The 24,955-nt window shown below is 62.8% G+C and carries 23 protein-coding genes; 8 read left to right on the plus strand and 15 right to left on the minus strand.

Annotated elements, in window-relative coordinates:
• Positions 1–110: 110 nt before the first annotated feature.
• The 9 genes from BMX27_RS03710 to BMX27_RS03750 all read right to left on the minus strand — a co-directional run bounded on the left by BMX27_RS03710 (position 111) and on the right by BMX27_RS03750 (position 11,982).
• Entirely contained in the window at positions 111–1,424 is a 1,314-nt protein-coding gene (locus BMX27_RS03710) for an ABC transporter substrate-binding protein (protein ID WP_090158505.1), read from the minus strand.
• Positions 1,425–1,518: 94 nt separating this feature from the next.
• The gene (locus tag BMX27_RS03715) at positions 1,519–2,544 is read right to left on the minus strand and encodes a LacI family DNA-binding transcriptional regulator (protein WP_177172637.1); all 1,026 of its coding nucleotides are present in this window, start codon (positions 2,542–2,544) and stop codon (positions 1,519–1,521) included.
• A 190-nt stretch (positions 2,545–2,734) separates the two neighbouring features.
• A complete protein-coding gene (locus BMX27_RS03720; RefSeq protein WP_090158507.1) occupies positions 2,735–3,817 on the minus strand; it encodes a BMP family ABC transporter substrate-binding protein in 1,083 nt (360 codons plus the stop codon).
• 25 nt (positions 3,818–3,842) lie between these two features.
• Positions 3,843–4,757: an ABC transporter permease gene (locus tag BMX27_RS03725; protein ID WP_090158508.1), complete on the minus strand. Its 915-nt coding sequence runs from the start codon at positions 4,755–4,757 to the stop codon at positions 3,843–3,845.
• A gap of 55 nt (positions 4,758–4,812) precedes the next feature.
• On the minus strand, positions 4,813–5,898 hold the full coding sequence (locus tag BMX27_RS03730) for an ABC transporter permease (protein WP_090158509.1): 1,086 nt from the start codon (positions 5,896–5,898) through the stop codon (positions 4,813–4,815).
• 54 nt (positions 5,899–5,952) lie between these two features.
• Positions 5,953–7,476 carry an ABC transporter ATP-binding protein gene (locus BMX27_RS03735; RefSeq protein WP_090158510.1) on the minus strand — a complete coding sequence of 508 codons (1,524 nt, stop codon included), beginning with the start codon at positions 7,474–7,476 and terminating at the stop codon, positions 5,953–5,955.
• A complete protein-coding gene (gene xdhC, locus BMX27_RS03740) occupies positions 7,473–8,216 on the minus strand; it encodes a xanthine dehydrogenase accessory protein XdhC (RefSeq protein WP_090158511.1) in 744 nt (247 codons plus the stop codon). The genes BMX27_RS03735 and xdhC overlap by 4 nt, the downstream gene beginning before the upstream one ends.
• Positions 8,213–10,633 carry a xanthine dehydrogenase molybdopterin binding subunit gene (gene xdhB / locus BMX27_RS03745; protein ID WP_090158512.1) on the minus strand — a complete coding sequence of 807 codons (2,421 nt, stop codon included), beginning with the start codon at positions 10,631–10,633 and terminating at the stop codon, positions 8,213–8,215. The genes xdhC and xdhB overlap by 4 nt, the downstream gene beginning before the upstream one ends.
• Positions 10,630–11,982, minus strand: a complete 1,353-nt coding sequence (locus BMX27_RS03750; RefSeq protein WP_090158513.1) for a xanthine dehydrogenase small subunit — start codon at positions 11,980–11,982, stop codon at positions 10,630–10,632. The genes xdhB and BMX27_RS03750 overlap by 4 nt, the downstream gene beginning before the upstream one ends.
• 219 nt (positions 11,983–12,201) lie before the next feature.
• Here BMX27_RS03750 and BMX27_RS03755 point away from each other — a divergent pair, with 219 nt between their 5' ends.
• Entirely contained in the window at positions 12,202–12,561 is a 360-nt protein-coding gene (locus BMX27_RS03755) for a VOC family protein (protein ID WP_090158514.1), read from the plus strand.
• A 4-nt stretch (positions 12,562–12,565) separates the two neighbouring features.
• Here BMX27_RS03755 and BMX27_RS03760 read toward each other — a convergent pair whose 3' ends face one another.
• From BMX27_RS03760 to BMX27_RS03770, 3 genes are all read right to left on the minus strand, one after another.
• Entirely contained in the window at positions 12,566–12,829 is a 264-nt protein-coding gene (locus tag BMX27_RS03760; RefSeq protein ID WP_371260081.1) for an SH3 domain-containing protein, read from the minus strand.
• A gap of 65 nt (positions 12,830–12,894) precedes the next feature.
• The gene (locus BMX27_RS03765) at positions 12,895–13,374 is read right to left on the minus strand and encodes an SRPBCC domain-containing protein (RefSeq protein WP_090158516.1); all 480 of its coding nucleotides are present in this window, start codon (positions 13,372–13,374) and stop codon (positions 12,895–12,897) included.
• A gap of 12 nt (positions 13,375–13,386) precedes the next feature.
• Positions 13,387–13,728, minus strand: coding sequence for an ArsR/SmtB family transcription factor (locus BMX27_RS03770; protein ID WP_090158517.1), 342 nt, complete (start codon positions 13,726–13,728; stop codon positions 13,387–13,389).
• A gap of 85 nt (positions 13,729–13,813) precedes the next feature.
• Here BMX27_RS03770 and dnaE point away from each other — a divergent pair, with 85 nt between their 5' ends.
• Both dnaE and BMX27_RS03780 read left to right on the plus strand, forming a co-directional pair.
• Positions 13,814–17,314: a DNA polymerase III subunit alpha gene (dnaE, locus tag BMX27_RS03775; protein WP_090158518.1), complete on the plus strand. Its 3,501-nt coding sequence runs from the start codon at positions 13,814–13,816 to the stop codon at positions 17,312–17,314.
• A gap of 46 nt (positions 17,315–17,360) precedes the next feature.
• On the plus strand, positions 17,361–17,939 hold the full coding sequence (locus BMX27_RS03780; protein WP_090158519.1) for a hypothetical protein: 579 nt from the start codon (positions 17,361–17,363) through the stop codon (positions 17,937–17,939).
• Between the two features lie 8 nt (positions 17,940–17,947).
• Here the strand turns inward: BMX27_RS03780 and BMX27_RS03785 are convergent, their stop codons facing one another.
• Positions 17,948–18,148 (minus strand): SlyX family protein, encoded by a 201-nt coding sequence (locus BMX27_RS03785; RefSeq protein WP_056032681.1) that lies wholly within the window; start codon positions 18,146–18,148, stop codon positions 17,948–17,950.
• Between the two features lie 99 nt (positions 18,149–18,247).
• Between BMX27_RS03785 and hisS the strand changes: the two genes are divergently transcribed.
• The 4 genes from hisS to BMX27_RS03805 all read left to right on the plus strand — a co-directional run bounded on the left by hisS (position 18,248) and on the right by BMX27_RS03805 (position 22,449).
• Entirely contained in the window at positions 18,248–19,825 is a 1,578-nt protein-coding gene (gene hisS, locus BMX27_RS03790; protein WP_090158520.1) for a histidine--tRNA ligase, read from the plus strand.
• Complete coding sequence (locus BMX27_RS03795) at positions 19,822–20,898, plus strand: ATP phosphoribosyltransferase regulatory subunit (RefSeq protein ID WP_256212384.1); 1,077 nt, start codon at positions 19,822–19,824, stop codon at positions 20,896–20,898. The genes hisS and BMX27_RS03795 overlap by 4 nt, the downstream gene beginning before the upstream one ends.
• Positions 20,895–21,587 carry an ATP phosphoribosyltransferase gene (gene hisG / locus BMX27_RS03800; protein ID WP_090158522.1) on the plus strand — a complete coding sequence of 231 codons (693 nt, stop codon included), beginning with the start codon at positions 20,895–20,897 and terminating at the stop codon, positions 21,585–21,587. Before BMX27_RS03795 ends, hisG begins: the two co-directional genes overlap by 4 nt.
• A gap of 91 nt (positions 21,588–21,678) precedes the next feature.
• Positions 21,679–22,449 carry a glycoside hydrolase family 25 protein gene (locus tag BMX27_RS03805; RefSeq protein WP_090158523.1) on the plus strand — a complete coding sequence of 257 codons (771 nt, stop codon included), beginning with the start codon at positions 21,679–21,681 and terminating at the stop codon, positions 22,447–22,449.
• 2 nt (positions 22,450–22,451) lie between these two features.
• Here BMX27_RS03805 and BMX27_RS03810 read toward each other — a convergent pair whose 3' ends face one another.
• Complete coding sequence (locus BMX27_RS03810) at positions 22,452–22,877, minus strand: phosphate-starvation-inducible protein PsiE (RefSeq protein WP_256212385.1); 426 nt, start codon at positions 22,875–22,877, stop codon at positions 22,452–22,454.
• Positions 22,878–23,062: 185 nt separating this feature from the next.
• On the opposite strand from BMX27_RS03810, the gene BMX27_RS03815 reads away from it, so the two are divergent.
• Complete coding sequence (locus BMX27_RS03815; RefSeq protein WP_090158525.1) at positions 23,063–23,356, plus strand: DUF1330 domain-containing protein; 294 nt, start codon at positions 23,063–23,065, stop codon at positions 23,354–23,356.
• A gap of 20 nt (positions 23,357–23,376) precedes the next feature.
• Here BMX27_RS03815 and BMX27_RS03820 read toward each other — a convergent pair whose 3' ends face one another.
• Positions 23,377–24,936, minus strand: coding sequence for an AMP-binding protein (locus tag BMX27_RS03820; RefSeq protein ID WP_090158526.1), 1,560 nt, complete (start codon positions 24,934–24,936; stop codon positions 23,377–23,379).
• Positions 24,937–24,955 lie beyond the last annotated feature (19 nt).

Raw genomic sequence — 24,955 nt, forward strand, 5'->3', positions numbered from 1 at the left:
CACGTCTCCTTTGGCGGTGGTCATAAACCATCACCGGTGAGGCCAGAAAAATAAATGGGAAAGGGTGGTCAGGGGGCGGCGGATGCTGCCCCCTGACGGGGAGGGGTGCCTTAGTAGCCTGCGGCTTCCATGGCTTCGGTGGTGATGTCCTGCGCCTTGGCGAGGGCCTCTTCGACGGTCTGCTGACCTGCATAGGCGGCCGAGAATTCCTGGCTTACCTCGGATGCGATGCCCGCAAATTCCGGGATCGCCGCGAACTGCACGCCGACATAGGGAACCGGATCAACCGTTGGGTTCTGCGGATCGGCCGACAGGATCGAATCCAACGTCATCTGTGCGAACGGCACGTCCTGGTAGTTGGGGTTTTCGTACAGCGAGGTCCGTGCACCCGGCGGGACGTTGGCCCAGCCTTCGTTGGCCGCAACCAGCTCGATATAGTCTTTGGACGTGGCCCACTCGATGAATTGCAGGGCTTCTGCCTGCTGCTGCGTGCCGGCGGGGATCGCCAGTGCCCAGGCCCAGAGCCAGTTGGACCGCTTGCCCAGACCGGTATCGGGTGCCAATGCAAAACCAACGCTGTCAGCCACGGTGCTGTCGTTGGGGTTGGTGACAAAGGACGCCGCCACGGTGGCATCGATCCACATGCCGCAGTTGCCCTGCTGGAACAGGCTCAGGTTTTCGTTGAACCCGTTGGTGGCATAACCGGCGGGGCCGGATGCATCCATCATGTCCTTGAAGAAGTTGACGGTGTTTGCCCATGCTTCGGTGTCGAACTGGGCGTTCCACTCTTCGTCGAACCAGCGCGCGCCAAAAGAGTTGGACATGGCGGTGATGAACGCGCCACCCTCGCCCCAGCCGGCCTTGCCGCGCAGACAGATGCCGTTGATGTCGTTGTCGCGGTCCGTCATTGCAGCGGCTGCATCACGGATGAATTCCCAGGTGGGGGCCTCTGGCATTTCCAGACCGGCGGCTTCCATCAGGTCGGTGCGATACATGATCATCGACGATTCGCCGTAGAACGGTGCCGCATAGAGCGTGCCGTCATGGCTCAGGCCACCGGCCATCGCGGGCAGGATGTCGCCAGCGTCATAATCGTCGGACAGGTTGTCCAGCGGGACCAGCCAGCCGTTGCTGCCCCAGATCGGGGTCTCGTACATGCCGATGGTCATGATGTCGAACTGACCGCCGCTGGTGGTGATGTCGGTGGTGACGCGCTGACGCAGGACGTTCTCCTCCAGCGTGACCCATTCGACGTTGATGCCGGTCTGTTCGGTGAACTGATCGGTATAGCCCTGCATCCGGATCATGTCGCCGTTGTTGACGGTCGCGATCGTGATGGTGGGCGAGTGTGCTTCGGCGTAGGCGCCGCCGGCTGTGACCAGCGCGAGCGCCGTCGCAGCACTCAGAGTGCTCTTCAATGACATCAGGTATCCTCCCTAGATCGATGTTCTGTGGGTGAGCATAGGGATGAGGGCTACGCGGCGTCAATAAAAAATTTACGCGCGTAAATTAGCGGTATCAGGCCGAGTCGCGCAGGATCAGACGGCCCTCGATTCGCGTGCTTTGCCAACGCTCTACGCTGCCATCGATCGCGGCGAACAGTGTGTCGGCAGCGTGTTTGGATACGGCGTCATAGTCGTGGGAAATCGTCGTCAGTGGCGGGCAGGTGTAGCGCGAATGGGGGTGTCCGTCCTGACCGGCGATTCGCACCGTGCTGCCGTCGCCACGACCAACGGTGATTCCCCGCTCGTAGCACGCGGTCAGCAGACCGATGGCCAGGCGATCGTTGCTGCACAGGATCGTGTTGGTCGGAAACAGGTTCCTGGCAAAGGCGTCGTGACCACCGACCCGCCCGATTTCTTCGAAACCCCAACCTTCGCCCGCGACGGATATGACGTGCGGGCTGTGGCCGAACGTTTCCATTGCGGCCAGATAGGCGTGCCTGCGCCGATGCGCATTCGGGTTTGCGGGGTTTTTCATCTCGAAAAAGCAGGGTGGTTCACCGGTGCGGCACAGATAATCGGTGATATGCGCGGTGAACTGCTGGTTGTCAGACCCGACAAAGGCAATGCCCAGTTCGGCAACGCTGCTGTCAAAGATCAGCGTCGGCACATCATCGCAGAACTTGGCCAGGACTTCGGTGTCGCTGGCACGGCCCAGCGGTGCCAGCAAGACACCCGCAGGTTTGAGCGCCCGCAAGTTGTTAAGGACAGCAACCTCTTGTTCGGGGTCGCCATGCGCACTGAACAATGTCGGGGAATATCCGGCGACAATGCAGCGCTGCTCCAGGTTCCGTGCGATTTCCGCGAAATAGGGATCAGCCAGCAGGGGTACCACGATGCCGACATTCTTGGTCAGCTTGCGATTCTGGTTCATGGCAAAGATGTTCGGCCGGTAATCGTATTGTTCGATCGCGGCTTCGATCCGGGCACGGGTGGTCTGGCGCACGCTGTCGGGGTTGTGGAAATATTTGGATACGGTCGGGCGGGATATGCCGCTGACGGCAGCAAATTGATCCATGTTGCGAATTTCGCGTGGCGACACCTGCAGTCCTCGTCGGTTCTGGCTTTCCATAGAGTTTAACATTGGGAAAGTGATTTTGTCGCGCGTAAAATTTACGCTGTGATCCAGTCATCAAGATTTGGAAAGTTCGGCAAGGCAGCAAACTTTGCGTGCCCCAAAAGTGCAAAGGGCGACCCGCAGGCCGCCCTTCGTCTTTTTCGGTTGGTCCCGCTTATTGCGGAATTTCGCCTTCGATGCCTTCGACGTAGAAATTCATCCCCGCCAGCGTGCCGTCATCCGCAATCTCGCCCTCTGCCAGCCAGACGGACCCGTCCTGCCGGTTGATCGGCCCGGTAAAGGGATGGTAGCTGCCATCTGCAATCGCGTCGCGCATGGCCTCGGCGGACGCCTTAACCTCGGCGGGAACAGCGTCGGTGATTTCACCGATGCCGACCATGCCTGGACCGATGCCGTCCCAGGTGCTAGTCGATTCCCATGTGCCATCCATCACGGCCTGCGTGCGCGCGATGTAATAGGGGGCCCAATCGTCGATGATCGAGGACACGCGCGGCATGGGGGCGTATTCCGCCATGTCCGATGCCTGACCGAATGTATAGACGTTGCCAGCCGCCTGAGCGGCCGCCTGCGGTGCCGTGGAGTCGGTGTGCTGCAACACCACGTCGGCACCCTGTTCGATCAGGACGGTTGCGGCTTCGGCCTCTTTCGCGGGGTCGAACCATGTGTAGGCCCAGACAATCTTGAACTCGACGTCGGGGTTCACTTCCTTGGCGTGCAGGTAGGCGCTGTTGATGCCGCGAATGACCTCGGGGATCGGAAAGGACGCGATGTAGCCGATGATGTTGGATTCGGTGATCTGGCCTGCAATGTGGCCCTGAATGGCGCGACCTTCGTAGAAACGCGCGCTGTAGACGCTGACGTTGTCCGCCTGCTTGTAGCCGGTCGCGTGTTCGAATTTCACGTCCGGAAATTTGGCCGCGACGTTCACGGTCGGGTCCATGAAACCGAACGAGGTGGTGAAAATCAGGTCAGCGCCGTCCAGCGCCATCTGGGTGATCACACGTTCTGCATCGGGGCCTTCGGGGACGCTCTCGACGAAGACGGTCTCGACCGCGTCACCGAACTCTGCCTCGACGGCCAGACGCCCCTGATCGTGCTCGTAGGTCCAGCCGCCGTCGCCGACGGGGCCCACGTAGACGAAACCGACCTTGGTTTTTTCTGCATGAGCGGCGGCAAATGCGCCCGTGCCCATGGCGATGACGGCAGCCGTGCTGGCAATTAGTGTTCTGCGTTTCATTTCACTCTCTCCTGTTGGTGCGGCCCTAGCGGGCGGCGTGGAATATCCGTCCCAGTGATCCTGGGCTCCGTCCGGCGGACATGATGACCAGAACGGCGATGGTGGCAAGATAGGGCGACATCGACAGGTACTCGACCGGGATCGCAACTCCTGCCGCCTGCAAATTCAGCTGCAGGACAGTGACGCCGCCGAAAAGATAGGCACCCAGCACCAGCCGTCCCGGCCGCCAGCTGGCGAATACGACGATGGCCAGTGCGATCCATCCAGCACCCGCGGTCATGCCCTCGGTCCATTGCGGGACGCGCACCAGCGACAGATAGGCACCGCCCAGACCCGCGCAGGCCCCGCCGAATGCAATCGCCAGCATCCGCGTGCGACGCACGTTGTAACCCAGCGCATGGGCGGCATCGTGGTTTTCCCCCACGGCGCGCAGCACCAGCCCGGCGCGGCTACGGAACAGGAAAAACCAGACGGCCAGTGCGATCAGCAGCCCGATATACACCATCGGATCATGCTGGAACACGATGGGACCGATAACCGGGATATCGCCCAGTATCGGGACATGGATATCCGGAAAGGACGGTGCCTTGATCCCGATATAGCCCTGTCCCATCAGTGCTGACAGGCCCAGCCCAAACAGCGTCAACGCAAGCCCCGTCGCCACCTGATTGGATAGCAGATATTGCGTCAGGAATCCGAACACCTGGCTCAGCAATGCGCCACCCAGGGCCGCCCCTGCGAACCCCAGCCAGGGGCTGCCGGTTGCCACGGCGACGATAAATCCTGTCACTGCGCCGGTGATCATCATGCCCTCGACGCCCAGGTTCAGAACGCCCGCACGTTCGACGACCAGTTCGCCGATTGCGGCCAGCAGGATCGGTGTGGCCGCCACCATCAGTGACGCAAAGAACAGGATCGGATTGATCGACGACAGGTCCATCAGATGATGCCTCCGTGCAGGGTCAGGCGAACCACGCAGGTCTTGGTGCCGAACATCACGACACCTCCTTGCGCAGCATCCGGATGCGATAGGTGGTGAACACGTCCACGGCCAGCAGGTTGAACAGCAGCATCCCCTGCAACAGGTTGATCGCTGCGGCAGGTAGCCCGAGGCTGGATTGCGCGATGCCGCCCCCGATGTAGGTCAATGCCATCAGCGCGCCTGCGGCCATGATGCCGATGGGGTGCAGGCGACCAAGGAATGCCACGATGATCGCGGTGAACCCGTAGCCTACGTTGAAATCGATGCTGATCTGGCCGGCCGGGCCTGCGACCTCGAACAGGCCAGCGGCCCCGGCCAGGGCACCGGACAGTCCCATGCAGATCAGCACCATGCGTGCCGGATTCACGCCCGCGAATTTCGCCGCGCGCGGGGCCTGTCCGGCCAGCCGCACGTGAAATCCGAAGACATGACGCGACAGCGTCACGTAGGCAAAGATGACAGTGATCAGGGCCGCGACCACGCCCCAGTGCATCCCGCTGCCCGATATCAGTTCAAGGTTCGCGGCAGATGGATATTGCGACAGGTTGCGGCTTCCGGGGAACCCCATGCCTTCGGGGTTGCGCATGGCACCCAGCGCCATGGCGGCCAGCAGTTGTTCCGCCACATAGACCAGCATTAGGCTGACCAGAATTTCATTGGTGCCGAACCGCACGCGCAGCAGGCCGGGGATCATTGCCCAGGCCCAGCCGCCCAACGCACCCGCCAGCACCATCGACGGAAAGATCAGCCAGCGTGCGTCCATCGGATAAAGTGCCAGCGCCACGCCCGCCCCGCAAATGGCACCGACGATGTACTGCCCCTCGGCTCCAATGTTCCACACCCCCGCACGAAAGCCAAAGCTCAACCCGATGGCGATCAACACAAGCGGCGCGCCCTTGATCAGGATTTGCGGGCGGTAGAACCACGCAAATTCCGAAAACAGCGGATCAAGAAAAATCGTACGGATCACGGTGATTGAATTCTGGCCAAGGGCCGCGAACAGCAGGCCGCCCAGCACCATGGTCAGCAAAACCGCCATGACCGGACTGCCCCAGGCCCACAGCCGCGACGGCGCCTCGCGTTTTTCCAGAACGATCACAGCGCAGCCTTTTGTATCATCTTGCCAAAAATACTCGCCCGCCGCAGGCGTCCCTCACTCTGCCACATGCGCGACCTCCATGTCGTGGGCACCGCCCAGCATCATCCCGATCTGGTCGACCGTCAGCCCGCGGGCCGCGCGTGGCGCGCTCAGCCGGCCTTCGGTCAGGGCACAGAACCGGTCCGAGATCTCCATCAGCTCGTCCAGATCCTGAGAGATCACGACAACGGCAGCCCCTTCATCCGCCAGCGTCAGCAGCGCCTGCCGGATTGCTGCCGCAGCCGCCGCATCAACGCCCCATGTCGGCTGGTTGACGACCAGAACGCGGGGGGCCTGCATGATCTCGCGGCCGATCACGAATTTCTGCAGGTTGCCACCCGACAGGGAGGCCGCCGTATGCTGCGGTCCGGGCGTTCGGACATCGAATTGCGCGATGACCGCGCTGGCAAAGGCCCGCGCCTGCGGCCAGTCCACAAATCCGCGCCGTGTCAGTGATTTGCGGGTGATCGCCGTGACGGCCGCGTTTTCTGTCAGGCTCATGTCCGGTGCCGCCGCATGGCCCAACCGCTCCTCGGGCGCGCAGAGCAATCCCAGTGCGCGGCGTGCATTCACCGGGCTACGCCCCACCGGTTTGCCATCCAGCAATACGGCGTCGTTGTCGCTCATCGTCTCGCCGGACAGCACGGCCACCAGTTCATCTTGGCCGTTCCCGGCCACGCCACCGATGCCCAGCACCTCGCCCGCGCGTACGGCGATGCGGATGTCGCGCAGCGCCGTGCCGAACCGATGCGATGCGGGGGCTGACAATCCTGTCAGTTCCAGCGCCATGGCTCCTTCCGGTCGGGCGGCGCGCACGGGTGATTGCAGGACCTGACCCACCATAAGTTCTGCCATCTCGCGCGGCGCGGTAGTGCGGGGGTCGCAGGTCGCCACGACCTGTCCCATCCGCAGGATCGTCGCGGCCTCGCACAGGGCCGCGATTTCCGACAGCTTGTGGCTGATATACAGGATCGATGTCCCCTCGGCCGCCAGTTTGCGCAGGGTCTTGAACAGGATCTCCACCTCCTGCGGCGTCAGCACCGAGGTTGGTTCATCCATGATCAGCAGCTTGGGGTTCTGAAGAAGGCAGCGGATGATCTCGACCCGCTGGCGTTCGCCAGCGGACAGATCGCCTACGATCTGATCGGGGTCCAGCGGCAGACCGTACTGATCCGACACGCGCCGCACCTCGGCTGCGATGGCGCGGGGGCTGGGTGGATTGTCCATGCCCAGGACGATGTTTTCCGCGACCGTCAACGCGTCGAACAATGAAAAGTGCTGGAACACCATGCCCACACCGGCCTTGCGTGCGGCGGCCGGGTCCGTCGGCGCAAAGGGTGCCCCCCGCATGTCCATCGTCCCGCTGTCGGGTTTGACCAACCCGTATATGGTCTTCACGAGCGTTGACTTGCCTGCGCCATTCTCGCCCAGCAAGGCATGGATTTCACCCACGCCCACGGAAAACGATACCTCCCTGTTTGCGATCACGCTGCCATAGGCCTTGGTCAGGCCCGTGATGTTCAGCAGCGTGTCCCTCATGCGCGGCGGTCCTGTCTAGCAGCGGTCTGTCGCATCATCGCGTATGCGACACCAATGGCAATGGCCTGCGGGTGTTTTCCCAGGCCCGGATCGCCGATTGGACAGGCGATGCGTGCAATTTGTGCAGACGCATGACCCAGAGATTGCAACCGCCCCCGAAACCGTGCCCATTTCGTCGCCGATCCGATCAGCCCCACCGTCGCAAAGCGCCGCGACAGGATGGCGTGGCACAAATCCAGATCGATCCTGTGCGAATAGGTCACGATCAGATGATGGGTGTCATCGGGTGCGTGGGCCACGGCCCGCACCATGTCGGCGGCCACCAGCGGGGTCACATCCGGCGGCAGCAATGACGGCATCCGGTCGGCCGCGTCGTCGATCAGTGTCACCGACCACTCTGGCAGCGGGGCCATCGTGGCTGCGATGGCGCGACCGACATGACCTGCACCCCAGATCCACAAGGGTGCGCCTTGTGGGGGCTCCAGCCGGTCCGCCAGATCATAGTCAAGCGTCACAGACCCGCCGCAGCATTGCCCCAGCGCAGGCCCCAGCGGCACGGTCTGGCGGCTCTCCGCCCGGCCCTCACGCAGCATCGCACGGGCGCGGGCGATGGCCTCCCATTCCAGCGCACCACCACCGATGGTACCTTCGGTGCGGTCCGGCCAGACCAGCATGGCCGTGCCTGTTTCACGGGGGACAGATCCCGCGGTCTGGCTCACGGTGATGCGGATCGCCGTCATCGCCGACCTTTGGCGCGCCCGATAGCGGCCAGAACCTGTTCGGCGGTCGCGGGGGCTTGCAGGTCCGGCCAATGCGGCCCGCAGGATGCCACCGCATCCGCGAGTGCGGCAAAGTTCGACACGCCCAGCATGAACGGCGGCTCGCCCACGGCCTTGGACCGGTAGATTGTCGCGGCCGGGTTCGGCTGATCCCAAAGGTCCACGTTGAACACCGGCGGACGGTCCGAACAGGCCGGGATCTTGTAGGTGCTGGGCGCATGGGTCTTGAGGGTGCCCGCCTTGTCCCAGACCAGTTCCTCCATGGTCAGCCAGCCCGCACCCTGCACATAGCCGCCCTCGACCTGCCCGATATCAAGGGCAGGGTTCAGCGAGGCACCGGCGTCATGCAGCACATCCGTGCGCAAGATGCGGTTTTCGCCGGTCAGGGTATCGACCACCACTTCGGTGACGGCACAGCCCTGGGCAAAATAGAAAAACGGACGTCCCTGTCCGGCGATCCGGTCCCAGGCCAGGTCCGGTGTCTTGTAAAATCCGGTCGCCGACAGGCTGACCCGGTTCTGATAGGCGGTCAGGGCAGCCTGCGCAAAGGTCATGGTCTCGCCTGCGACCGTCACGGCATTCTCCTCGAACACCACCGTCTGTGGTGCGACCTGATGCAGCGCGGCCAGACAATCCGCAATCCGGTCCCGGATCGTGTCACAGGCAATCGCCACCGCCATGCCGTTCAGATCAGCCCCGGACGAGGCTGCGGTCGCGCTCGTGTTGGGCACCTTGTCGGTATCGGTCGCGGTGATCTTGACGGCACCCACATCCACGCCAAAACGAGACGCCGCAACCTGTGCGACCTTCTGGAACAACCCCTGTCCCATCTCGGTGCCGCCATGGTTCAAATGGATCGACCCGTCCTGATACACATGCACCAGCGCGCCAGCCTGATTGAGGTGCGTCAGCGTGAACGAAATCCCGAACTTGACCGGGGCAAATCCGATGCCGCGTTTCAACACGGGCGATCCTGCGTTCCAATCCGCAATCGCCGCACGCCGGGCGGCATAGTCCGCCGTATCCAGCAGCCGGTCGGTCATCTCATGCAGAATAAAGTCTTCGACCGCCATGCCGTAGGGTGTGGTATTCACATCGTCAGCCACGACCGCGTGCCGATCGTCCGCCACAGTCTGCGATCCGCGCGATGCTAGGTCCGCATGCATCATCTTGCCGGAAATACTCTCGGGGGGGGCCGCAGGCCGGGGGGCAGACAGCCCCCCCGCGACATCGCCCATCGCGCGGTAGTAGTTGACCCGGCGCACTGCGACAGGGTCCAGCCCAAGCGTCTGTGCGACATGGTCCATCACCCGCTCGATCCCCACGACGCCCTGCGGCCCGCCGAACCCGCGAAAGGCGGTGGCACTTTGGGTGTTGGTTTTCAGCCGGTGTGACGTGATCCGGCAGGCGTCCAGCAGATAGGCGTTGTCGGCATGCAGCATCGCGCGATCTGCCACGGGCAGCGACAGGTCCATTGCCCAGCCACAGCGCGTATAATGCGTGAAATCCACAGCCTGCAGCCGACCATCTGCGTCAAATCCCACGTCGTAGTCGACGGTGAAATCATGCCGTTTTCCGGTGATGACCATGTCATCGTCGCGGTCATAACGCATCTTGCACGGACGCCTCGTGGCAGCGGCGGCCACAGCGCAAGCCACAGCCAGCGCATTGCCCTGGCTTTCCTTGCCGCCGAAACCGCCGCCCATCCGGCGCACGGCCACGCGGACCGCGTGCATGGGCACGCCCAGTGCCTCTGCAACCTTGTGCTGGATTTCGGTGGGATGCTGGGTGCTGGAATGCACCAGCATGTCGCCCGCCTCTTGCGGGATGGCGAGGGCGGATTGCCCTTCGAGGTAGAAATGTTCCTGCCCGCCCATGGTGATCCGGCCCTGCAGGCGGTGGGGTGCTCTGGACAGGGCGGCGTCGGGGTCGCCCTTGGTCCAGACGCGGGGTCCGTCCTCGAACCGGCTGTCGGCGGCAAGGGCCTGTTCCACCGTCAGGATCGGGTCCTGTGCGTCGTAGGTGATCTGCGCCAGCGCCGCTGCACGGCGGGCCTGACCATGGCTTTCTGCGATCACCAGAAACACCGGCTGGCCCGCATAATGCACGGTGCCGTCAGACAAAAGCGGCTCGTCATGGTTTGACGGACTGACGTCGCAGTCGCGTGGCAGATCGTCCGCAGTCATTACCATGACCACGCCCGGTGCCGCGCGCACGGCGTCAAGGTCCATCGCCGTGATCGTGCCGCGCGCGCAAGTCGACAGGCCAAAGGCCAGCGACAGCGTGTTCGCGGGTGTCGGGATATCATCCACATAGCGGGCGGTCCCCGTCACATGCAGGGCCGCGGCGTCATGGGGCAGGGGTTTCGCGACACTCATGCTGTCACCGCATGCAGGTTGATGGCCTGTCCCGTGAGGTCGGCGTGGTAGCGGCGCAGCAGGTTCTGGGCCGTTTGCAAACGGTACGCCGCACTGGCGCGCATGTCCGACAACGGCTGGAAATCATCGGCAAAGGCGGGCAGGGCAGCATTCACGGTTGCGATGGTCCAGGGCTGGCCGATCAAGACAGCCTCTACTGCCCCGGCGCGCATCGGTGTGCCCGCCATACCGCCGAACGCGATCCGCGCGGTCGTCACGACTCCATCCGCGATTTCCAGATCAAACGCCCCGCAGACCGCCGAAATATCCTGATCAAAGCGTTTGGAGATCTTGTAGACGCGGTGGTTCGCGCGGCCCTTGGGGATCGTGACGCCGGTGACGAATTCGCCCGGCGCGCGGTCCTGCTTGCCGTAGCTGAGAAAGAAGTCCTGCAGCGGCATGTCGCGCGTCGCGTCCCCGCAGCGCAGGTGCAACGTCGTACCCAGGGCGATCAGCGCAGGCGGATTGTCCCCGATGGGAGAGCCATTGGCGATATTGCCGCCGATGGTCGCGGCATTGCGCACCTGGACCGAGCCATAGCGCCGGATCATCGCGGCATAGGACGGGTAATGCGGTGCGATGGCGTCCAGCACGCGGGTCATCGTGACGCCCGCACCAAGATGGATCGCATCATCGGTCTGGGTGATCTGTTGCAAGTCGGCGCAGCGGTTCAGAAACGCCACCTCGCCCAGGTCGCGGAACTGTTTGGTGACCCACAGGCCCACATCCGTGGCCCCCGCAATCAGCGTGCCGTCAGGGTGCGCCTGATACCAGGCGGCCAGCGCATCGGCACTGTCCGGTGCAAATGGCGCGTCAACGTCAACGGGTGCGTCGTGCATCCATGCGGGGACCTCTGCGGCTGCGGTCGCCTCGGCTGCGCGAATGATTGGCGCATAGCCGGTGCAGCGGCACAGGTTGCCGGACAGTTGGTCGTCGTGATCGGTGCGACCGTTCAGATGTGCGGTCGCCATGCTGACGATGAATCCCGGCGTGCAGAACCCGCACTGGCTACCGTGATGGTCGATCATCGCCTGCTGCGCGGGATGCATTGTGCCGTCTGGACCTGCGATCCCTTCGACCGTGCGGATCGATTTGCCCGCCAGTTGCGGCATGAACAGGATGCAGGCGTTCAGCGCGCGGGCCCCTTGATCGTCGGTGACCATGACGGTGCAGGCCCCGCAGTCGCCTTCGTTGCAGCCTTCCTTTGTGCCGGTCAGGCCGCGGTTTTCGCGGAGCCAATCCAGCAGGGTGCGCGTGGCTGTGGTGTCGGCGGTGACGACCTCGCCGTTGAGGCGAAAGGTGATGTCCATGAATTATGTCCGCCGCGATACCGGATGTGCAGGAACGGGCGCGTCGATGCGGCGTAGACGCGGCCCGGTGAGTAGAAAACCGGATCGGGCTGCATTTGGCAAGTGCGGAGGGGGCGCGGCCCCCGGCTGCGCCTCCCCCGGAGTATTTTTGGCAAGATGATACAGCACCATGGCGAAGGAAGCAGCACCATGCGAATATGCGCGGCAGAGGGGTTCGCGATGACTGGTTTCAGGATTTCGGCGCTGCATCACGTCCAACTGGCCATGCCAGAAGGGGCAGAAGACATGGCGCGTGCCTTTTACGCCGGGCGGCTGGGGCTGACCGAGGTGGCAAAGCCTGCGGCCCTGGCCGTGCGGGGAGGCGTCTGGTTCGCGGGTGGCACTCTGTCGCTGCATCTGGGGGTCGAGGACCCGTTCATCCCCGCGCGCAAGGCGCATCCCGCGTTGATTGTCGATGATCTCGAGGCGGCGCAGGCTGCCTTGGGTGGGTCGCAGATCACGGCACTGCCGGGGTTGCGGCGGTTTTATGTCGACGATCCCTTTGGCAACCGGATCGAAATCGTGCAGCCTGTGGCGTGACCTTTCAGCGTTCCTGCAGGTAAGCTGCCGAGACGTGGCCCTTGATCCCGCCCAGTGACACGGCGCACCAGCGGGTGTTGCCCATCGGTTGGCAGGAATCCACGTTCAGAATCGTCCCGTTGGGCAGGCCCAGCACCGTGACGAAACCTGTGCCGGGGCCGGCGCGCATTTTCAGCATGTCGTCTTCCTCGACGCCGATGACCTCGAACTGGCCGAGGCCGGGCAGCAGGTTGACGTCGCCGTCGCGCCCGCAACCGGTCAAGGCCATTGCCGCCGCAGCGGCGCAAAATGTGATGCGCATCGCGTTCTCCTGTTTTCGGAATGAGGGCAGGGTTAGAGTGTCCTGGCCAATGTGTCGAGTTGTGTCGTGGCAGTCCCCCAGCCGTCATGAAATCCCATGTCCGCGTGCGCCTGTGCGACCGCGGCGGTGGCGTGGGTGCAGGTGGCGGTGTAGGTGCAGCCGCCCGGGGCGGGGGCTATCAGGATCTCGGCGGTGAATGCGAAATCAGTCGCATCACGGCCCAGCATGTTGGGCCGGAAACCCGGCCCCAGCGCATTGGTCCAGACCAGGCGCTTGCCTGGCTCTGCGATCAGGATGCAGCCGGGTGCGGTTGCCATTTCGCCGTGATCCGGGATGACCATGACAGTGCGAAACCCGCCGCCAGGACGGGGATCGATGTCGGCATGGGTGACCTGAACCGGCTGCGGGGCGAACCACTGACGGATCAGGTCCGGTTCGGTCCAGCAGCGCCAGACCTGTGCGGGCGTCGCAGACAGGCTGCGGGTGAATGACAGGGCATGCGGTGCAGCCATGGTCGTAATCCCTTATGAATTTTCCAGATCGTCGGTGTCGTCCAGCATCAGGGCCATCTGGCCTTGTTCGCCCAGCCGCCGTTCCCATATTGCCCGTTGCCATGCCAGCCAGCCCTGCGCCTCCATCAGGGGGTCGGTGTTCAGATGGCAGGTGCGCACACGGCCTTTCTTGACCGAACGGACAAGGCCTGCGGCCTCGAGCTTGCCCAGATGTTTCATGAAGGTGGGCAGGGCGATGGGGTGAGGTGCCGCCAGAGCCGTGACCGTTTTCGGCCCGCCCGCCAGCTGTTCGAGGACCGCGCGGCGGGTGGGATCGGCAAGGGCCGAGAAAAAGGCGTTCAATGGCAGGGTCATACATCATTAGATTGCATCGGCGGGATGCCACGTCAACGTCGCTTGTGGGCTTTCGCGCGGTGGCCCGCCGCCGTAACCTGCGGTCATGAGCAAAGCACCCCGATTCATTCATCTGCGCGTCCACACCGAATATTCGTTGCTGGAAGGTGCCGTGCCGGTCAAGAAACTGGCAGGCATGGTTGAGGCGGCGGGTATGCCCGCGGTCGCCATGACCGACACCAACAACATGTTCGCGGCCCTCGAGTTCAGCGAATACGCGGCCAAGGCTGGGGTGCAGCCCATCGTCGGTTGTCAGATCAGCCTGGGCTATACCACGCCGGAACCCGGCAAGCGGCCGGATGCGCCTGCGCCCATCGTGCTGCTGGCGCAGTCCGAGGCGGGTTACATGAACCTGATGAAGCTGAATTCGGCGCTGTATCTGTCGGGCGACGGGCTGACACCGCAGATCACCGTCGATGATCTGTGCCATCATTACGCGGGCCTGATCTGCCTGACCGGCGGGCCTGACGGACCCATCGGTCGGTTGTTGCGCCAGGGCCAGCGCGCCAAGGCCGAAGCATTGACCGATACGCTGCATGCACTGTTCGGCGACCGGCTTTATGTCGAATTGCAGCGCCACCCTGACGGCGGTGGCCTGCCCGAGGCGGAACGCCTGTCCGAGCGTGGCCATATCGAGATCGCCTATGCAAAGGGCTTGCCGCTGGTCGCGACCAACGATGTTTATTTCCCGAAATCCGACCTGTACGAGGCGCATGATGCGCTGCTGTGCATCGCGGACGGGGCCTATGTCGATCAGCAAGAGGACCGCAGGCGGCTGACGCCGCAGCATTATTTCAAATCGGAACGGGAAATGGCGACGCTTTTTGCCGATCTGCCAGAGGCGCTGGACAACACCATCGAGATCGCAAAGCGGTGCGCTTTCAAGGTCTACAAGCGCGATCCGATCCTGCCGAAATTCGCTGATGACGAGGTGGCGGAATTGCGGCGTCAGGCGCAGGAAGGTCTGCGTGCGCGTCTGGCCATCATTCCGCATGCGGCCCCCGTCGAGGACTACGAAAAGCGGCTGGAATTCGAACTGGGCATCATCGAGGGCATGGGGTTCCCCGGCTATTTCCTGATCGTGGCGGATTTTATCAAATGGGCCAAGGGTCAGGACATCCCCGTGGGCCCGGGCCGTGGGTCCGGTGCGGGGTCGCTGGTGGCCTATGCGCTGCTGATTACCGACCTTGATCCGCTGCGCTACAGCCTGCTGTTCGAACGGTTCCTGAATCCCGAACGGGTCTCGATGCCCGATTTCGATATCGATTTTTGCATGGACCGCCGCGAAGAGGTGATCCGCTACGTGCAGGACAAATACGGGCGCGACAAGGTCGGGCAGATCATCACGTTCGGTGCGCTGCTGTCCAAGGCGGCCGTGCGTGACGTGGGCCGCGTGTTGCAGATGCCGTATGGCCAGGTGGACCGCCTTTCCAAGATGATCCCGGTCGAAGGTGTGAAGCCCGTCAGCATCGAAAAGGCGCTGGCGGACGAGCCGCGCTTGCGCGAAGAGGCCAAGAACGAAGAGGTCGTGGACCGGCTGCTGACCTATGCCCAACAGGTCGAAGGGCTGTTGCGCAACGCATCGACCCACGCGGCTGGTGTCGTGATCGGGGATCGCCCGCTGGACGAGCTGGTGCCGCTGTATCAGGACCCCCGGTCCGACATGCCTGCCACGCAGTTCAACATGAAATGGGTCGAACAGGCCGGGCTGGTGAAATTCGACTTTCTGGGTCTGAAAACCCTGACTGTCATCCAGAACGCCGTCGATCTGATCCTGAAATCGGGTCGTCCGCTGCACGTCGATGCAGAAGGCAACACGCTGTATCAGCCGCCAGCGGGTGCGGAAAACGACATCGGCACCATCCCGCTGGACGATCCGAAATCCTACGCGCTCTATGCGGCGGCCAAAACTGTTGCCGTGTTCCAGGTGGAATCCAGCGGCATGATGGACGCGCTGAAACGGATGAAACCGACCTGCATCGAGGATATCGTGGCCCTCGTGGCACTGTATCGTCCGGGACCGATGGAAAACATCCCGACCTATTGCGAGGTGAAGAACGGGCAGAAAGAGCTGGAGTCGATCCACCCCAGCATCGACTACATCCTCGAAGAAACCCAAGGCATCATCGTCTATCAGGAACAGGTGATGCAGATCGCGCAGGTCATGGCGGGCTACAGCCTTGGCGGGGCCGACCTGTTGCGCCGTGCGATGGGCAAGAAGATCGCCGAAGAGATGGCCAAGGAGCGCCCGAAGTTCGAGGCGGGTGCCGTCGCCAACGGTGTCGACAAGAAAAAGGCCCGCGAGGTTTTTGACCTTCTGGAAAAATTTGCCAACTACGGATTCAACAAGTCCCACGCCGCCGCCTATGCGGTTGTCAGCTATCAGACGGCGTGGCTCAAGGCGAACCACCCGGTCGAATTCATGGCCGGTGTGATGAACTGCGATATCCATCTGACGGATAAGCTCGGCGTCTATTTCCAAGAGGTGAAAAAAGGGCTTGGCATCGGTTACACCCCGCCTTGTGTGAACCGGTCGCAGGCAATGTTCGATGTCCACGAGGGAAAGCTGGTTTACGCGCTGGGCGCGTTGAAAAACGTAGGCGTCGAGGCGATGAAGCTGATCGTTGCCGCCCGTGCGGATGGGGAATTCGTCACGCTGTTCGATTTTGCCCGCCGTGTTGACCTCAAACGTGTTGGCAAACGCCCGATGGAAATGCTGGCGCGGGCCGGTGCGTTCGATGTGTTGGACCCGAACCGCAGGCGCGTGATGGCGTCACTGGATGCCTTGGTGGGCTATTCGGCGGCGATCCACGATCAGAAGAATTCCAATCAGGTCAGCCTGTTTGGTGACGCGGGTGAGGACCTGCCCGAACCGCGTCTGGCGGGGGGCGACGACTGGTTGCCTGCCGAACGGCTGGCAGAGGAATTCAAGGCCATCGGGTTCTATCTGTCCGGTCACCCGCTGGACGATTACATGGGTGCGCTGAAACGCAAACAGGTGCTGACGCTGGACGAGGTGACGGCCAAGGCCGAACGCGGCGCTTGCATCGTGAAAATGGCGGGCACCGTGTCGGGGCGTCAGGAACGCAAATCGGCACGCGGAAACCGGTTCGCCTTTGTCCAACTGTCGGACCCCACCGGCCAGTATGAGGTCACGATGTTCAGCGACACGCTGGAGGTCGCGCGCGAACATCTGGAAACCGGCAATCAGGTCGTGATCCAATGCGAGGCGACGATGGAATCCGACCAGTTGAAACTGCTGGGCCGCTCGGTCAGCCCGATCGACACGGCGGTGGTCGATGCGGTCAGTGGCGGTTTGCGCGTGTTTCTCGATGGTCCAGAGGCCATCCCATCCGTTGCCTCGATCCTGGCAAATGCCGCAAGGGACCGGGTCAAGGGTGCACGTGGTCCGGTGTTTTTCTGCCTGATGGGTGAGGGCCTGCCGGGCGAGGTCGAAGTCGATCTGGGACAGGATTTCCCAGTCAATCCGCAGATCAGAGGAGCCTTGCGGTCGCTGAGCGGCGTGGTTGAGGTCGAAGATGCGTAGCTGTGTGCCAGAGGCGTGCGGCGGTGTTGAGGTGAGGATGGTGGGCATGATGAAAAGTTTTCTGGCAGCACTGGGGTGCTGTGCATTGGTTGGCTGTGCGGGCGCAGGTCTGGGTACTGGCACGCCCTTGGTCACGTCAGACGTGGATGCCTTGGCGGTCGGGCCGGGGGCCGCGCTGCCCTTTGGCGAAATCGCTACTACCTGCGGCATCGCTACTGCGGATATGGGGATGCCGGTTGCCGCCGCCTCTGGCTATACCGTCTATGACACCGCGCCGACCAGCACTGCAGTGCGCACGCATTACATCGACGGGTTCAGTGACGGTTGCGCCAGACAGTTCACGGCCGCCCTCGTGCTGACCGGCGATGTCAGCACCCACGAAGGTGTGCGCTATGCCCGGACGCCTGCGCAGCAGCGCTATTCCGAAACCGACACGGCCTATGAGGCGATCAAACGTGCATTCTGCGGGGTCGGCACGGGCGAGCCTTGCGGCAGCAGGATCGACGCGCTGTCACGTCGGACCGTATTCGTCACCGCCTATCCGCAGTTTTCGGGCAGCAATTCATGGAAGGAATTTCTGCTGCACGAGGGGACGGTCGCGGCCAGCGGCACCGAAACGCCCTGATTGCCAGCCTACCAGTGCGGCGGACGTTCGTCGCCCAGCGGCACCGTACCGCTGCTTTCGGCCTCGCGGGTTGCCTCGCGCTGCATCAGCATTTCGATGCGGCGCAGGGCGATGGTCAGATCCTTGTCCTGCCGTGCGACGACATCTGACAGGTCCTCGACCAAGCGGGTCAGGTGGGCGATCTGTATTTCAAGGTCAGTGTTATCCATGCGCCAGAGTTAGGTCATCGCGCCTGCCATGCCAAGCCATTGCCCCGCAGCCCCGTGCGGGGTATGTCGCGCGCGACTGACAGACCCACAGGTGATCCGATGGCAAAGCCGAAAAAGACCCCGCGCCCCAAGGCCGTGACGCCCAAGGGCTTTCGCGATTATTTCGGGGCAGAGGTCACGCATCGCAACGAGATGCTCGCCAGGATCGCAGAGGTCTATCACCGCTATGGCTTTGACCCGCTGGAAACATCCGGGGTCGAAACGGTCGAGGCGCTGGGCAAGTTTCTGCCCGACGTGGACCGCCCGAACGAGGGTGTGTTCGCCTGGGAAGAGGACAGCGACTGGCTGGCGCTGCGCTATGACCTGACGGCGCCGCTGGCGCGGGTTGCCGCGCAATACCGCGATACACTGCCGTCGCCCTATCGCCGCTATGCGATGGGTCCGGTCTGGCGTAACGAAAAGCCGGGACCGGGGCGGTTTCGCCAGTTTTATCAATGCGATGCGGATACCGTGGGCGCCCCCTCGGTCGCAGCGGATGCTGAAATCTGCGCGATGCTGTCGGATACGCTGGAAGCCGTCGGCATCCCGCGCGGCGACTATGTGATCCGGGTGAATAACCGCAAGGTCCTGAACGGTGTGCTGGAGGTCGCGGGCCTGTCCGGCGACGACAAGGAAGCCGAGCGCGGGATCGTCCTGCGCGCGATCGACAAGCTGGACCGTCTGGGCGTCGAAGGCGTGCGCGCGCTGCTGGGTGAAGGCCGCAAGGATGAAAGCGGTGATTTTACGAAGGGTGCGGGGCTGGATGATGCGTCGGCCGAGGTGATCATGGGCTTTGCGACAGCCGGTGCCAGCATCGCGGAGCGCTTGAAGCAAAATGCAACCGCATGGCACGGTCACGATCTGATGGACCCTGCATACCAGCAAGCCATTAGAGAAAAGTCCGGTGATGCTTGGAATGTCGAGTCACTCAATGTCTTGGGCGCACTCGTTGGGAATTCACCTGTTGGCAAGGAAGGTGTCGAGGAGCTGAAGCAGATCGCTGACCTACTTGCTGCTCAAAACTATGAAGCCGACCGCATCGTCATCGACCCTTCGGTCGTCCGTGGCCTCGGCTATTACACCGGGCCGGTGTTCGAGGCGGAACTGACCTTTGAGGTGACTGACGAAAAGGGGCGTCCGCGCAACTTTGGCTCTGTCGCGGGGGGCGGGCGGTATGACGATCTGGTCAAACGCTTTACCGGCCAAGAGGTGCCTGCGACGGGTGTGTCCATCGGTGTGGACCGCCTGCTGGCCGCGCTGCACGCCAAGGGGCGGCTGGACACCAAGGCACGCGGTCCGGTCATTGTCACGGTGATGGATAAGGCGCGGATGGCGGATTATCAGACCATGGTCGCAGAGTTGCGGCAGGCGGGTATCCGGGCAGAGGTGTACCTGGGCAACCCCAAGAATTTCGGCAACCAGCTGAAATACGCGGACAAGCGCGAAAGCCCGATTGCAGTGATCGCGGGCGGCGATGAATTCGACCGCGACGTCGTGCAGATCAAGGACCTGATCCTGGGCGCTGAACTCGCCAAGGACGCCACCGCCGAGGAATGGAAGGACCGCCCCCAGCAGGTCGAGGTGCCGCGCACCGAGATGCTGGCGCGGATCCGTCAGATGCTGGACGACCAGTCGTGAACGGTCGCGCGATACAGGCTGAAACCGACCGCCTGTCTGCCTGCTTTGCCAAAGCTGGCGCGCAGACGGTCTATACGGACGTGCTGCAACCGGCGGATACGCTGCTGGACCTTTATGGCGAGGACATTCGCGGACGGTCCTACCTGACGTCCGACCCGGCCTTGGGCGAAATGGTGCTGCGGCCCGATTTCACGGTGCCTGTTGTGCAGATGCACATGCAGTCCCACGCCAATCCTGCACGCTATACCTACGCGGGGCGCGTGTTTCGCAAGCAGGACGTCAATCCCGGCCGTGCGACCGAATTCGTGCAGGTCGGGTTCGAGGTCATGGGCGGCGACGATCCTGCCGCCGCCGAGGCCGAGGTTTTTGCCACGATCCGCGCGGCCCTTGGCGATTTGCCGCTGCGGGCTGCGACCGGCGATATCGGCGTGCTGATGGCTGCCGTGCGCGGGTTGCGGACCACGCAGGCGCGCAAGGATGCGTTGATGCGTCATATCTGGCGGCCCCGGCGGTTTCGCGCGTTGCTGGACCGGTTCGGCGGGCGCACGCCGCCGCCAGCGTCACGCACGGCGCTGCTGGCCCTGACCGATCCGCTGGACGGCGCACCCGCGCTGGCAGGTGTCCGCACCCGTGCCGAAATCGCGGCAAGGATCGCATCTCTGCGCGAAGACGCGGCTGCGGCCCCCATCTCGGCCAGTGAAATCGCACTGCTGGATGTGATCCTCGATCTGCGCGCATCCGCGCCGCAGGCGCTGGGCCGTCTGCGCGATATCGCCATCGACATGCCCGCGATCGAACCGGCGGTGACCCGGATGCATGCGCGGCTGAACGCGCTGCATCTGCGCGGTATCGACGTGGACGCGCTGGAATTCGAGGGCAGCTATGGCCGCACCGCGTTGGAATATTACGATGGTTTCGTGTTCGGATTTTACGCGGCAGAGGGGCACCAGCCCCCGGTCGCCACGGGCGGACGCTATGACGCGCTGACCGCCCGGCTGGGTGATACCGATGTGCCTGCGGTCGGCGGCGTGATCCGCCCCGATCTGGTGCTGGCCGTTAGGGGACATGTGTGATGCTGAAACTGGGTGTGCCGTCCAAGGGGCGGCTGATGGAAAAGACGTTTCAATGGTTTGGCAAACGAGGCGTGACGCTGCGCAAATCCGGGTCTGACCGGGAATACGCCGGGGCCGTTGACGGGATCGACGGTGTCGATCTGGTACTGCTGTCCGCGGGTGAAATCCCGCGCGAGCTGGCCGCTGGCCGCATCCAGCTGGGCGTCACCGGGTCCGATCTGGTCCGGGAAAAACTTGCCAACTGGGAAAGCACCGTGCGCCAGGTTACCCCGATGGGGTTCGGTGGTGCCGATCTGATCATCGCCGTGCCGACAGGCTGGGTCGATGTCGATACGGTGGATGACCTTGACGCGGTCGCCGCTGCGTTTCGTGCAACCCACGGGCATCGCCTGCGTATCGCGACCAAGTATCATCGCCTCGTGCGGGAATTCCTCGCCCGCGAAGGCGTCGCGGATTATGCGCTGGTCGACAGCCAGGGTGCGACCGAAGGCACGATCAAGAACGAAACCGCCGAGGCGATTGCCGATATCACATCGACCGGGGAAACCCTGCGGGCCAACGGCCTGAAAGTGCTCAGCGACGGGATGATCCACGCCAGTCAGGCGACGTTGTTCCGGTCGTCACGGTCCGGGTGGACCATGGCGCAGCGCGACACGTTCCGCGTACTCGAACATAAGCTGGGGCTCTAGGCGTCGGGTCAACACGGTTGTTTGACCGGCAGGTCATGGCGTCAGACCACCAGACAGGTCACAGTCGCCTGATACCTGTTGGGGCGGTGTCATGGCAGCTTTGCGCGTTTTGTCTCTCTCGTTGATATGTTCCGGTTTGATCGCTTGCGGCGGCACCGGTGGCGCAGTCCTGGACGATGCGCCCGGCAATCCGCGATTTGCCGATGCCGATCCGCACCCCGCCATCGGCACGCAGCCTGCGTTTTATCCGGTGCACGGGCTGGATGTGTCGCGCTACCAGACGGACATCGACTGGCGGACCGCGCGGGCGGCGGGCATCCGCTTCGTCTATATCAAGGCGACCGAGGGCGGCGATCTGAGCGATCCGATGTTCGCGGCCCACCGCAACGGGGCCAAGGCGGCAGGCGTGCGATACGGGGCCTATCATTTCTACTATTTTTGCCGGTCACCGCAGGAACAGGCCGCATGGTTTATCGCCAACGTGCCGCGTGACCGGAACGCGCTGCCGCATGTGCTGGATCTGGAATGGAACCACGGGTCGCAGACCTGTCGCCGCAGGCCTGACGGTGCCACCGTCCGGGCCGAGGCGCAGGTCTTTATGGATATCATCGAACGGCACTACGGTCGGCGTCCACTGGTTTACACCACACCTGACATCTACCGCGACGCGGGGCTGGGGGCCTTGCCCCGCACCCAGTTCTGGTTGCGGTCGGTGGCAGCCCATCCTGCCATCACCTATTCGGGCGAGGGCTGGTCATTCTGGCAGTACACATCCACCGGGATTGTGCCGGGGGTGGCACGCCCGGTGGATATCAACGCCTTTGCGGGATCACTGGCGGAATGGGAACGTTGGATTGAATAAACTCAGCGCTTGCGCACGCGGATGATGATGAGTGCGGCGATCGTCAGGAACAGAATGGATACGGCCTCGTAGAGGATGTTTTCGGGTGCCATGTCCTTGCCTTGAAGAATGATCAGACGCGCGAGAGCCGTGATCGCGATAAAGATCGGATAAACGAACACCGCATTGCGGTCGGCAAAGAACACGATGACCATGCCGATCACCTCTGCGTAGAGGAACATCAGCAGGATGTCGGCCAACGTGATCGACATCGCCTGAACGACAGTGAAGATTTCCGATACGGCCCCGCCGACCGTCAGCAGCACGACAACGGACAACAGAAACCTTTCGATCAGGTGCAGAACCTTGAGTGACAACCCTGGTTGAGAAGGGCCTGCACCGGTGTGGGCGATGTCAATGTCGTCGGCTGTGTCTTTGTTCTGTGTCACGTCGTCGTCCCCCGTCCTGCGGTGCGCTTGTGCCACCTGAGAGCTAGCGCGAAACCGAAGTCTGGCGAACCGAGAGGCCCTCTCTGCCGCGGGCAAACGTGCGGCTAGCATCGTCGCGGCATATTTTTCCCTTAATCCAGTAGAGCCGCTATCCTACAATCATCGATCCAAAAGAGAATTGGACCATGTCTGCATTTATTATCGGTCAGATGGAAATTCACAGTAGGGGCTGGATGGACGCGTATTTCGCGAAAATTCCGCAGGTCGTCGCAGAACATGGCGGGGACTTTTTGGTGCGCGGCGGCGACCCGGAAAGGATGGAGGGCGACGCCCGCCTGCCAGACGCTGTGTTCATTCTTCAGTTCCCGGACCGCGCGCACGCGCGTGCATTCTGGGATTCCAATGCGTTTCGGGATCTCGCAGAGTTGCGGCGTTCAGGGTCCTCCCTGAACGCTGTTTTGGTTGATAAATTACCCTGAGGCGTTGACGTGTCTTCGGGTTAGCCTGCCGCCTGCACCCGGTCACGCAGGAAGCGGCGCAGAATTTTGCCTGACGCGCTTTTCGGAATTTCATTGACGCGATCAATGCGGTGCACCTGCTTGTAGGACGACAGGTTGGCGGCCAGATGCGCGCGGATCGTGTCATCGTCAGGGGCATTGTCGCCGCCGACCACAAAGGCCATCGGCAATTCACCTGCCTCTGGATCAGGTATGCCGATGACGGCGACATCGGTGATCCCGTCCAGCGCGACGATCGTCGCCTCCAGTTCTGCCGGGGCGACCTGAAACCCCTTGTATTTGATCAACTCCTTGAGGCGATCCACGACGAACATATGACCGTCCGCGTCGATCCGACTGATGTCTCCGGTGCGCAGCCAGCCATCCGCGACGATGGTGTCCGCCGTGGCCTTTGCGTTGTTCAGATAGCCCTGCATCACGTTGGGGCCTTTGATCCACAATTCGCCCTCGGCCCCCGGTTCGGCGTCCTGTCCGGTTTCGGAATCCACGATGCGGCACTGGACGTTGGGGGCCGCGATGCCCGATGATCCGGGTTTTGCATCATCCAGCGGACACAGGTGGCTGACGGGCGACAGTTCGGTCATGCCATACCCTTGTAAACTGACGCAGTTCAGGCGTTTGCCGACGGTATTTGACAGATCAGCCCCCAGGGGGGCCGCCCCGCAAAATGTCTGTTCGACACTGGACAGGTCGAAATCCGCCACCATCGGGTGCTTTGCCAGCGCGAGTGCGACCGGCGGAACGACCCACATGCGCCGCGCCCTGTGGTCCTGGCTGATCCGCAGAAACATTTCCAGATCAAAGCGGGGCATGGTGACAAGCGCGCCACCACCAGAAAGATGTACGTTCATCAAAACGGTCATGCCGTAGATGTGGAAAAACGGCAGAAAACCGGCGGCGACCTCTCCCGGTCGAAATCCCGCGCCGTGGATGATTTGATCCAAGTTCACGACCAGATTGCGATGGGACAGCATCACGCCTTTTGGCTGGCCGGTGGTGCCGGACGAATAGGGCAGGACGACCGTATGGTCGTCCAGGTCGACGGCGACCTGTTCGAAAAGAGGTTCGCCCATCATTTCCGTGATCGGCGTCAGGCCCACGGCGTCACCGATGCTGTAGATTTCGGTGACGCTTGTATCGACCGCCGCCTCCTTGGCTGTTTCCGCGAACATCGCGACCGTGACCAGCAGATCGGCCTGACTGTCATTCAACTGGTGGCGCACCTCTGACGCGGTGTAGGTGGGATTAATCGTCGTGACGGTGCCACCGGCAAAGGCCGCGGCATGAAATACCACGCAGTATTCGGGCATGTTCGGGGCCATCAGCGCCAGCGTCTTGCCGGGGCCGAAACCATGCGCACGCAGGCCACCCGCCAGCGCGCGAATCTGGTCGATCACATCGCCCGCCGTCAGGCTGCGCCCTGTCGGTCCATCGGTCAAAACGACCTCTGACCTGCGGTTTTCCAGCCCGGCAAAGATCGCCTGCGTGATAGACACGTCCCGCAGCGGCACGTCATCGAATTTGTTCGGATAGATATGCATGGTGAACCTCCCAATTCGC

The organism is Loktanella sp. DSM 29012, from assembly GCF_900110705.1.
Lineage (GTDB): Bacteria > Pseudomonadota > Alphaproteobacteria > Rhodobacterales > Rhodobacteraceae > Loktanella > Loktanella gaetbuli.

What these genes read in the sequence shown, in the direction of transcription:
- BMX27_RS03710 (WP_090158505.1), bottom strand. Translation starts at nt 1,424, where the DNA reads ATGTCATTGAAGAGCACTCTGAGTGCTGCGACGGCGCTCGCGCTGGTC.
- BMX27_RS03720 (WP_090158507.1), bottom strand. Translation starts at nt 3,817, where the DNA reads ATGAAACGCAGAACACTAATTGCCAGCACGGCTGCCGTCATCGCCATG.
- BMX27_RS03725 (WP_090158508.1), bottom strand. Translation starts at nt 4,757, where the DNA reads ATGGACCTGTCGTCGATCAATCCGATCCTGTTCTTTGCGTCACTGATG.
- BMX27_RS03735 (WP_090158510.1), bottom strand. Translation starts at nt 7,476, where the DNA reads ATGAGGGACACGCTGCTGAACATCACGGGCCTGACCAAGGCCTATGGC.
- xdhC (WP_090158511.1), bottom strand. Translation starts at nt 8,216, where the DNA reads ATGACGGCGATCCGCATCACCGTGAGCCAGACCGCGGGATCTGTCCCC.
- xdhB (WP_090158512.1), bottom strand. Translation starts at nt 10,633, where the DNA reads ATGAGTGTCGCGAAACCCCTGCCCCATGACGCCGCGGCCCTGCATGTG.
- BMX27_RS03750 (WP_090158513.1), bottom strand. Translation starts at nt 11,982, where the DNA reads ATGGACATCACCTTTCGCCTCAACGGCGAGGTCGTCACCGCCGACACC.
- BMX27_RS03755 (WP_090158514.1), top strand. Translation starts at nt 12,202, where the DNA reads ATGACTGGTTTCAGGATTTCGGCGCTGCATCACGTCCAACTGGCCATG.
- BMX27_RS03760 (WP_371260081.1), bottom strand. Translation starts at nt 12,829, where the DNA reads ATGGCCTTGACCGGTTGCGGGCGCGACGGCGACGTCAACCTGCTGCCC.
- BMX27_RS03765 (WP_090158516.1), bottom strand. Translation starts at nt 13,374, where the DNA reads ATGGCTGCACCGCATGCCCTGTCATTCACCCGCAGCCTGTCTGCGACG.
- BMX27_RS03770 (WP_090158517.1), bottom strand. Translation starts at nt 13,728, where the DNA reads ATGACCCTGCCATTGAACGCCTTTTTCTCGGCCCTTGCCGATCCCACC.
- dnaE (WP_090158518.1), top strand. Translation starts at nt 13,814, where the DNA reads ATGAGCAAAGCACCCCGATTCATTCATCTGCGCGTCCACACCGAATAT.
- BMX27_RS03780 (WP_090158519.1), top strand. Translation starts at nt 17,361, where the DNA reads ATGATGAAAAGTTTTCTGGCAGCACTGGGGTGCTGTGCATTGGTTGGC.
- BMX27_RS03785 (WP_056032681.1), bottom strand. Translation starts at nt 18,148, where the DNA reads ATGGATAACACTGACCTTGAAATACAGATCGCCCACCTGACCCGCTTG.
- hisS (WP_090158520.1), top strand. Translation starts at nt 18,248, where the DNA reads ATGGCAAAGCCGAAAAAGACCCCGCGCCCCAAGGCCGTGACGCCCAAG.
- BMX27_RS03805 (WP_090158523.1), top strand. Translation starts at nt 21,679, where the DNA reads ATGGCAGCTTTGCGCGTTTTGTCTCTCTCGTTGATATGTTCCGGTTTG.
- BMX27_RS03815 (WP_090158525.1), top strand. Translation starts at nt 23,063, where the DNA reads ATGTCTGCATTTATTATCGGTCAGATGGAAATTCACAGTAGGGGCTGG.
- BMX27_RS03820 (WP_090158526.1), bottom strand. Translation starts at nt 24,936, where the DNA reads ATGCATATCTATCCGAACAAATTCGATGACGTGCCGCTGCGGGACGTG.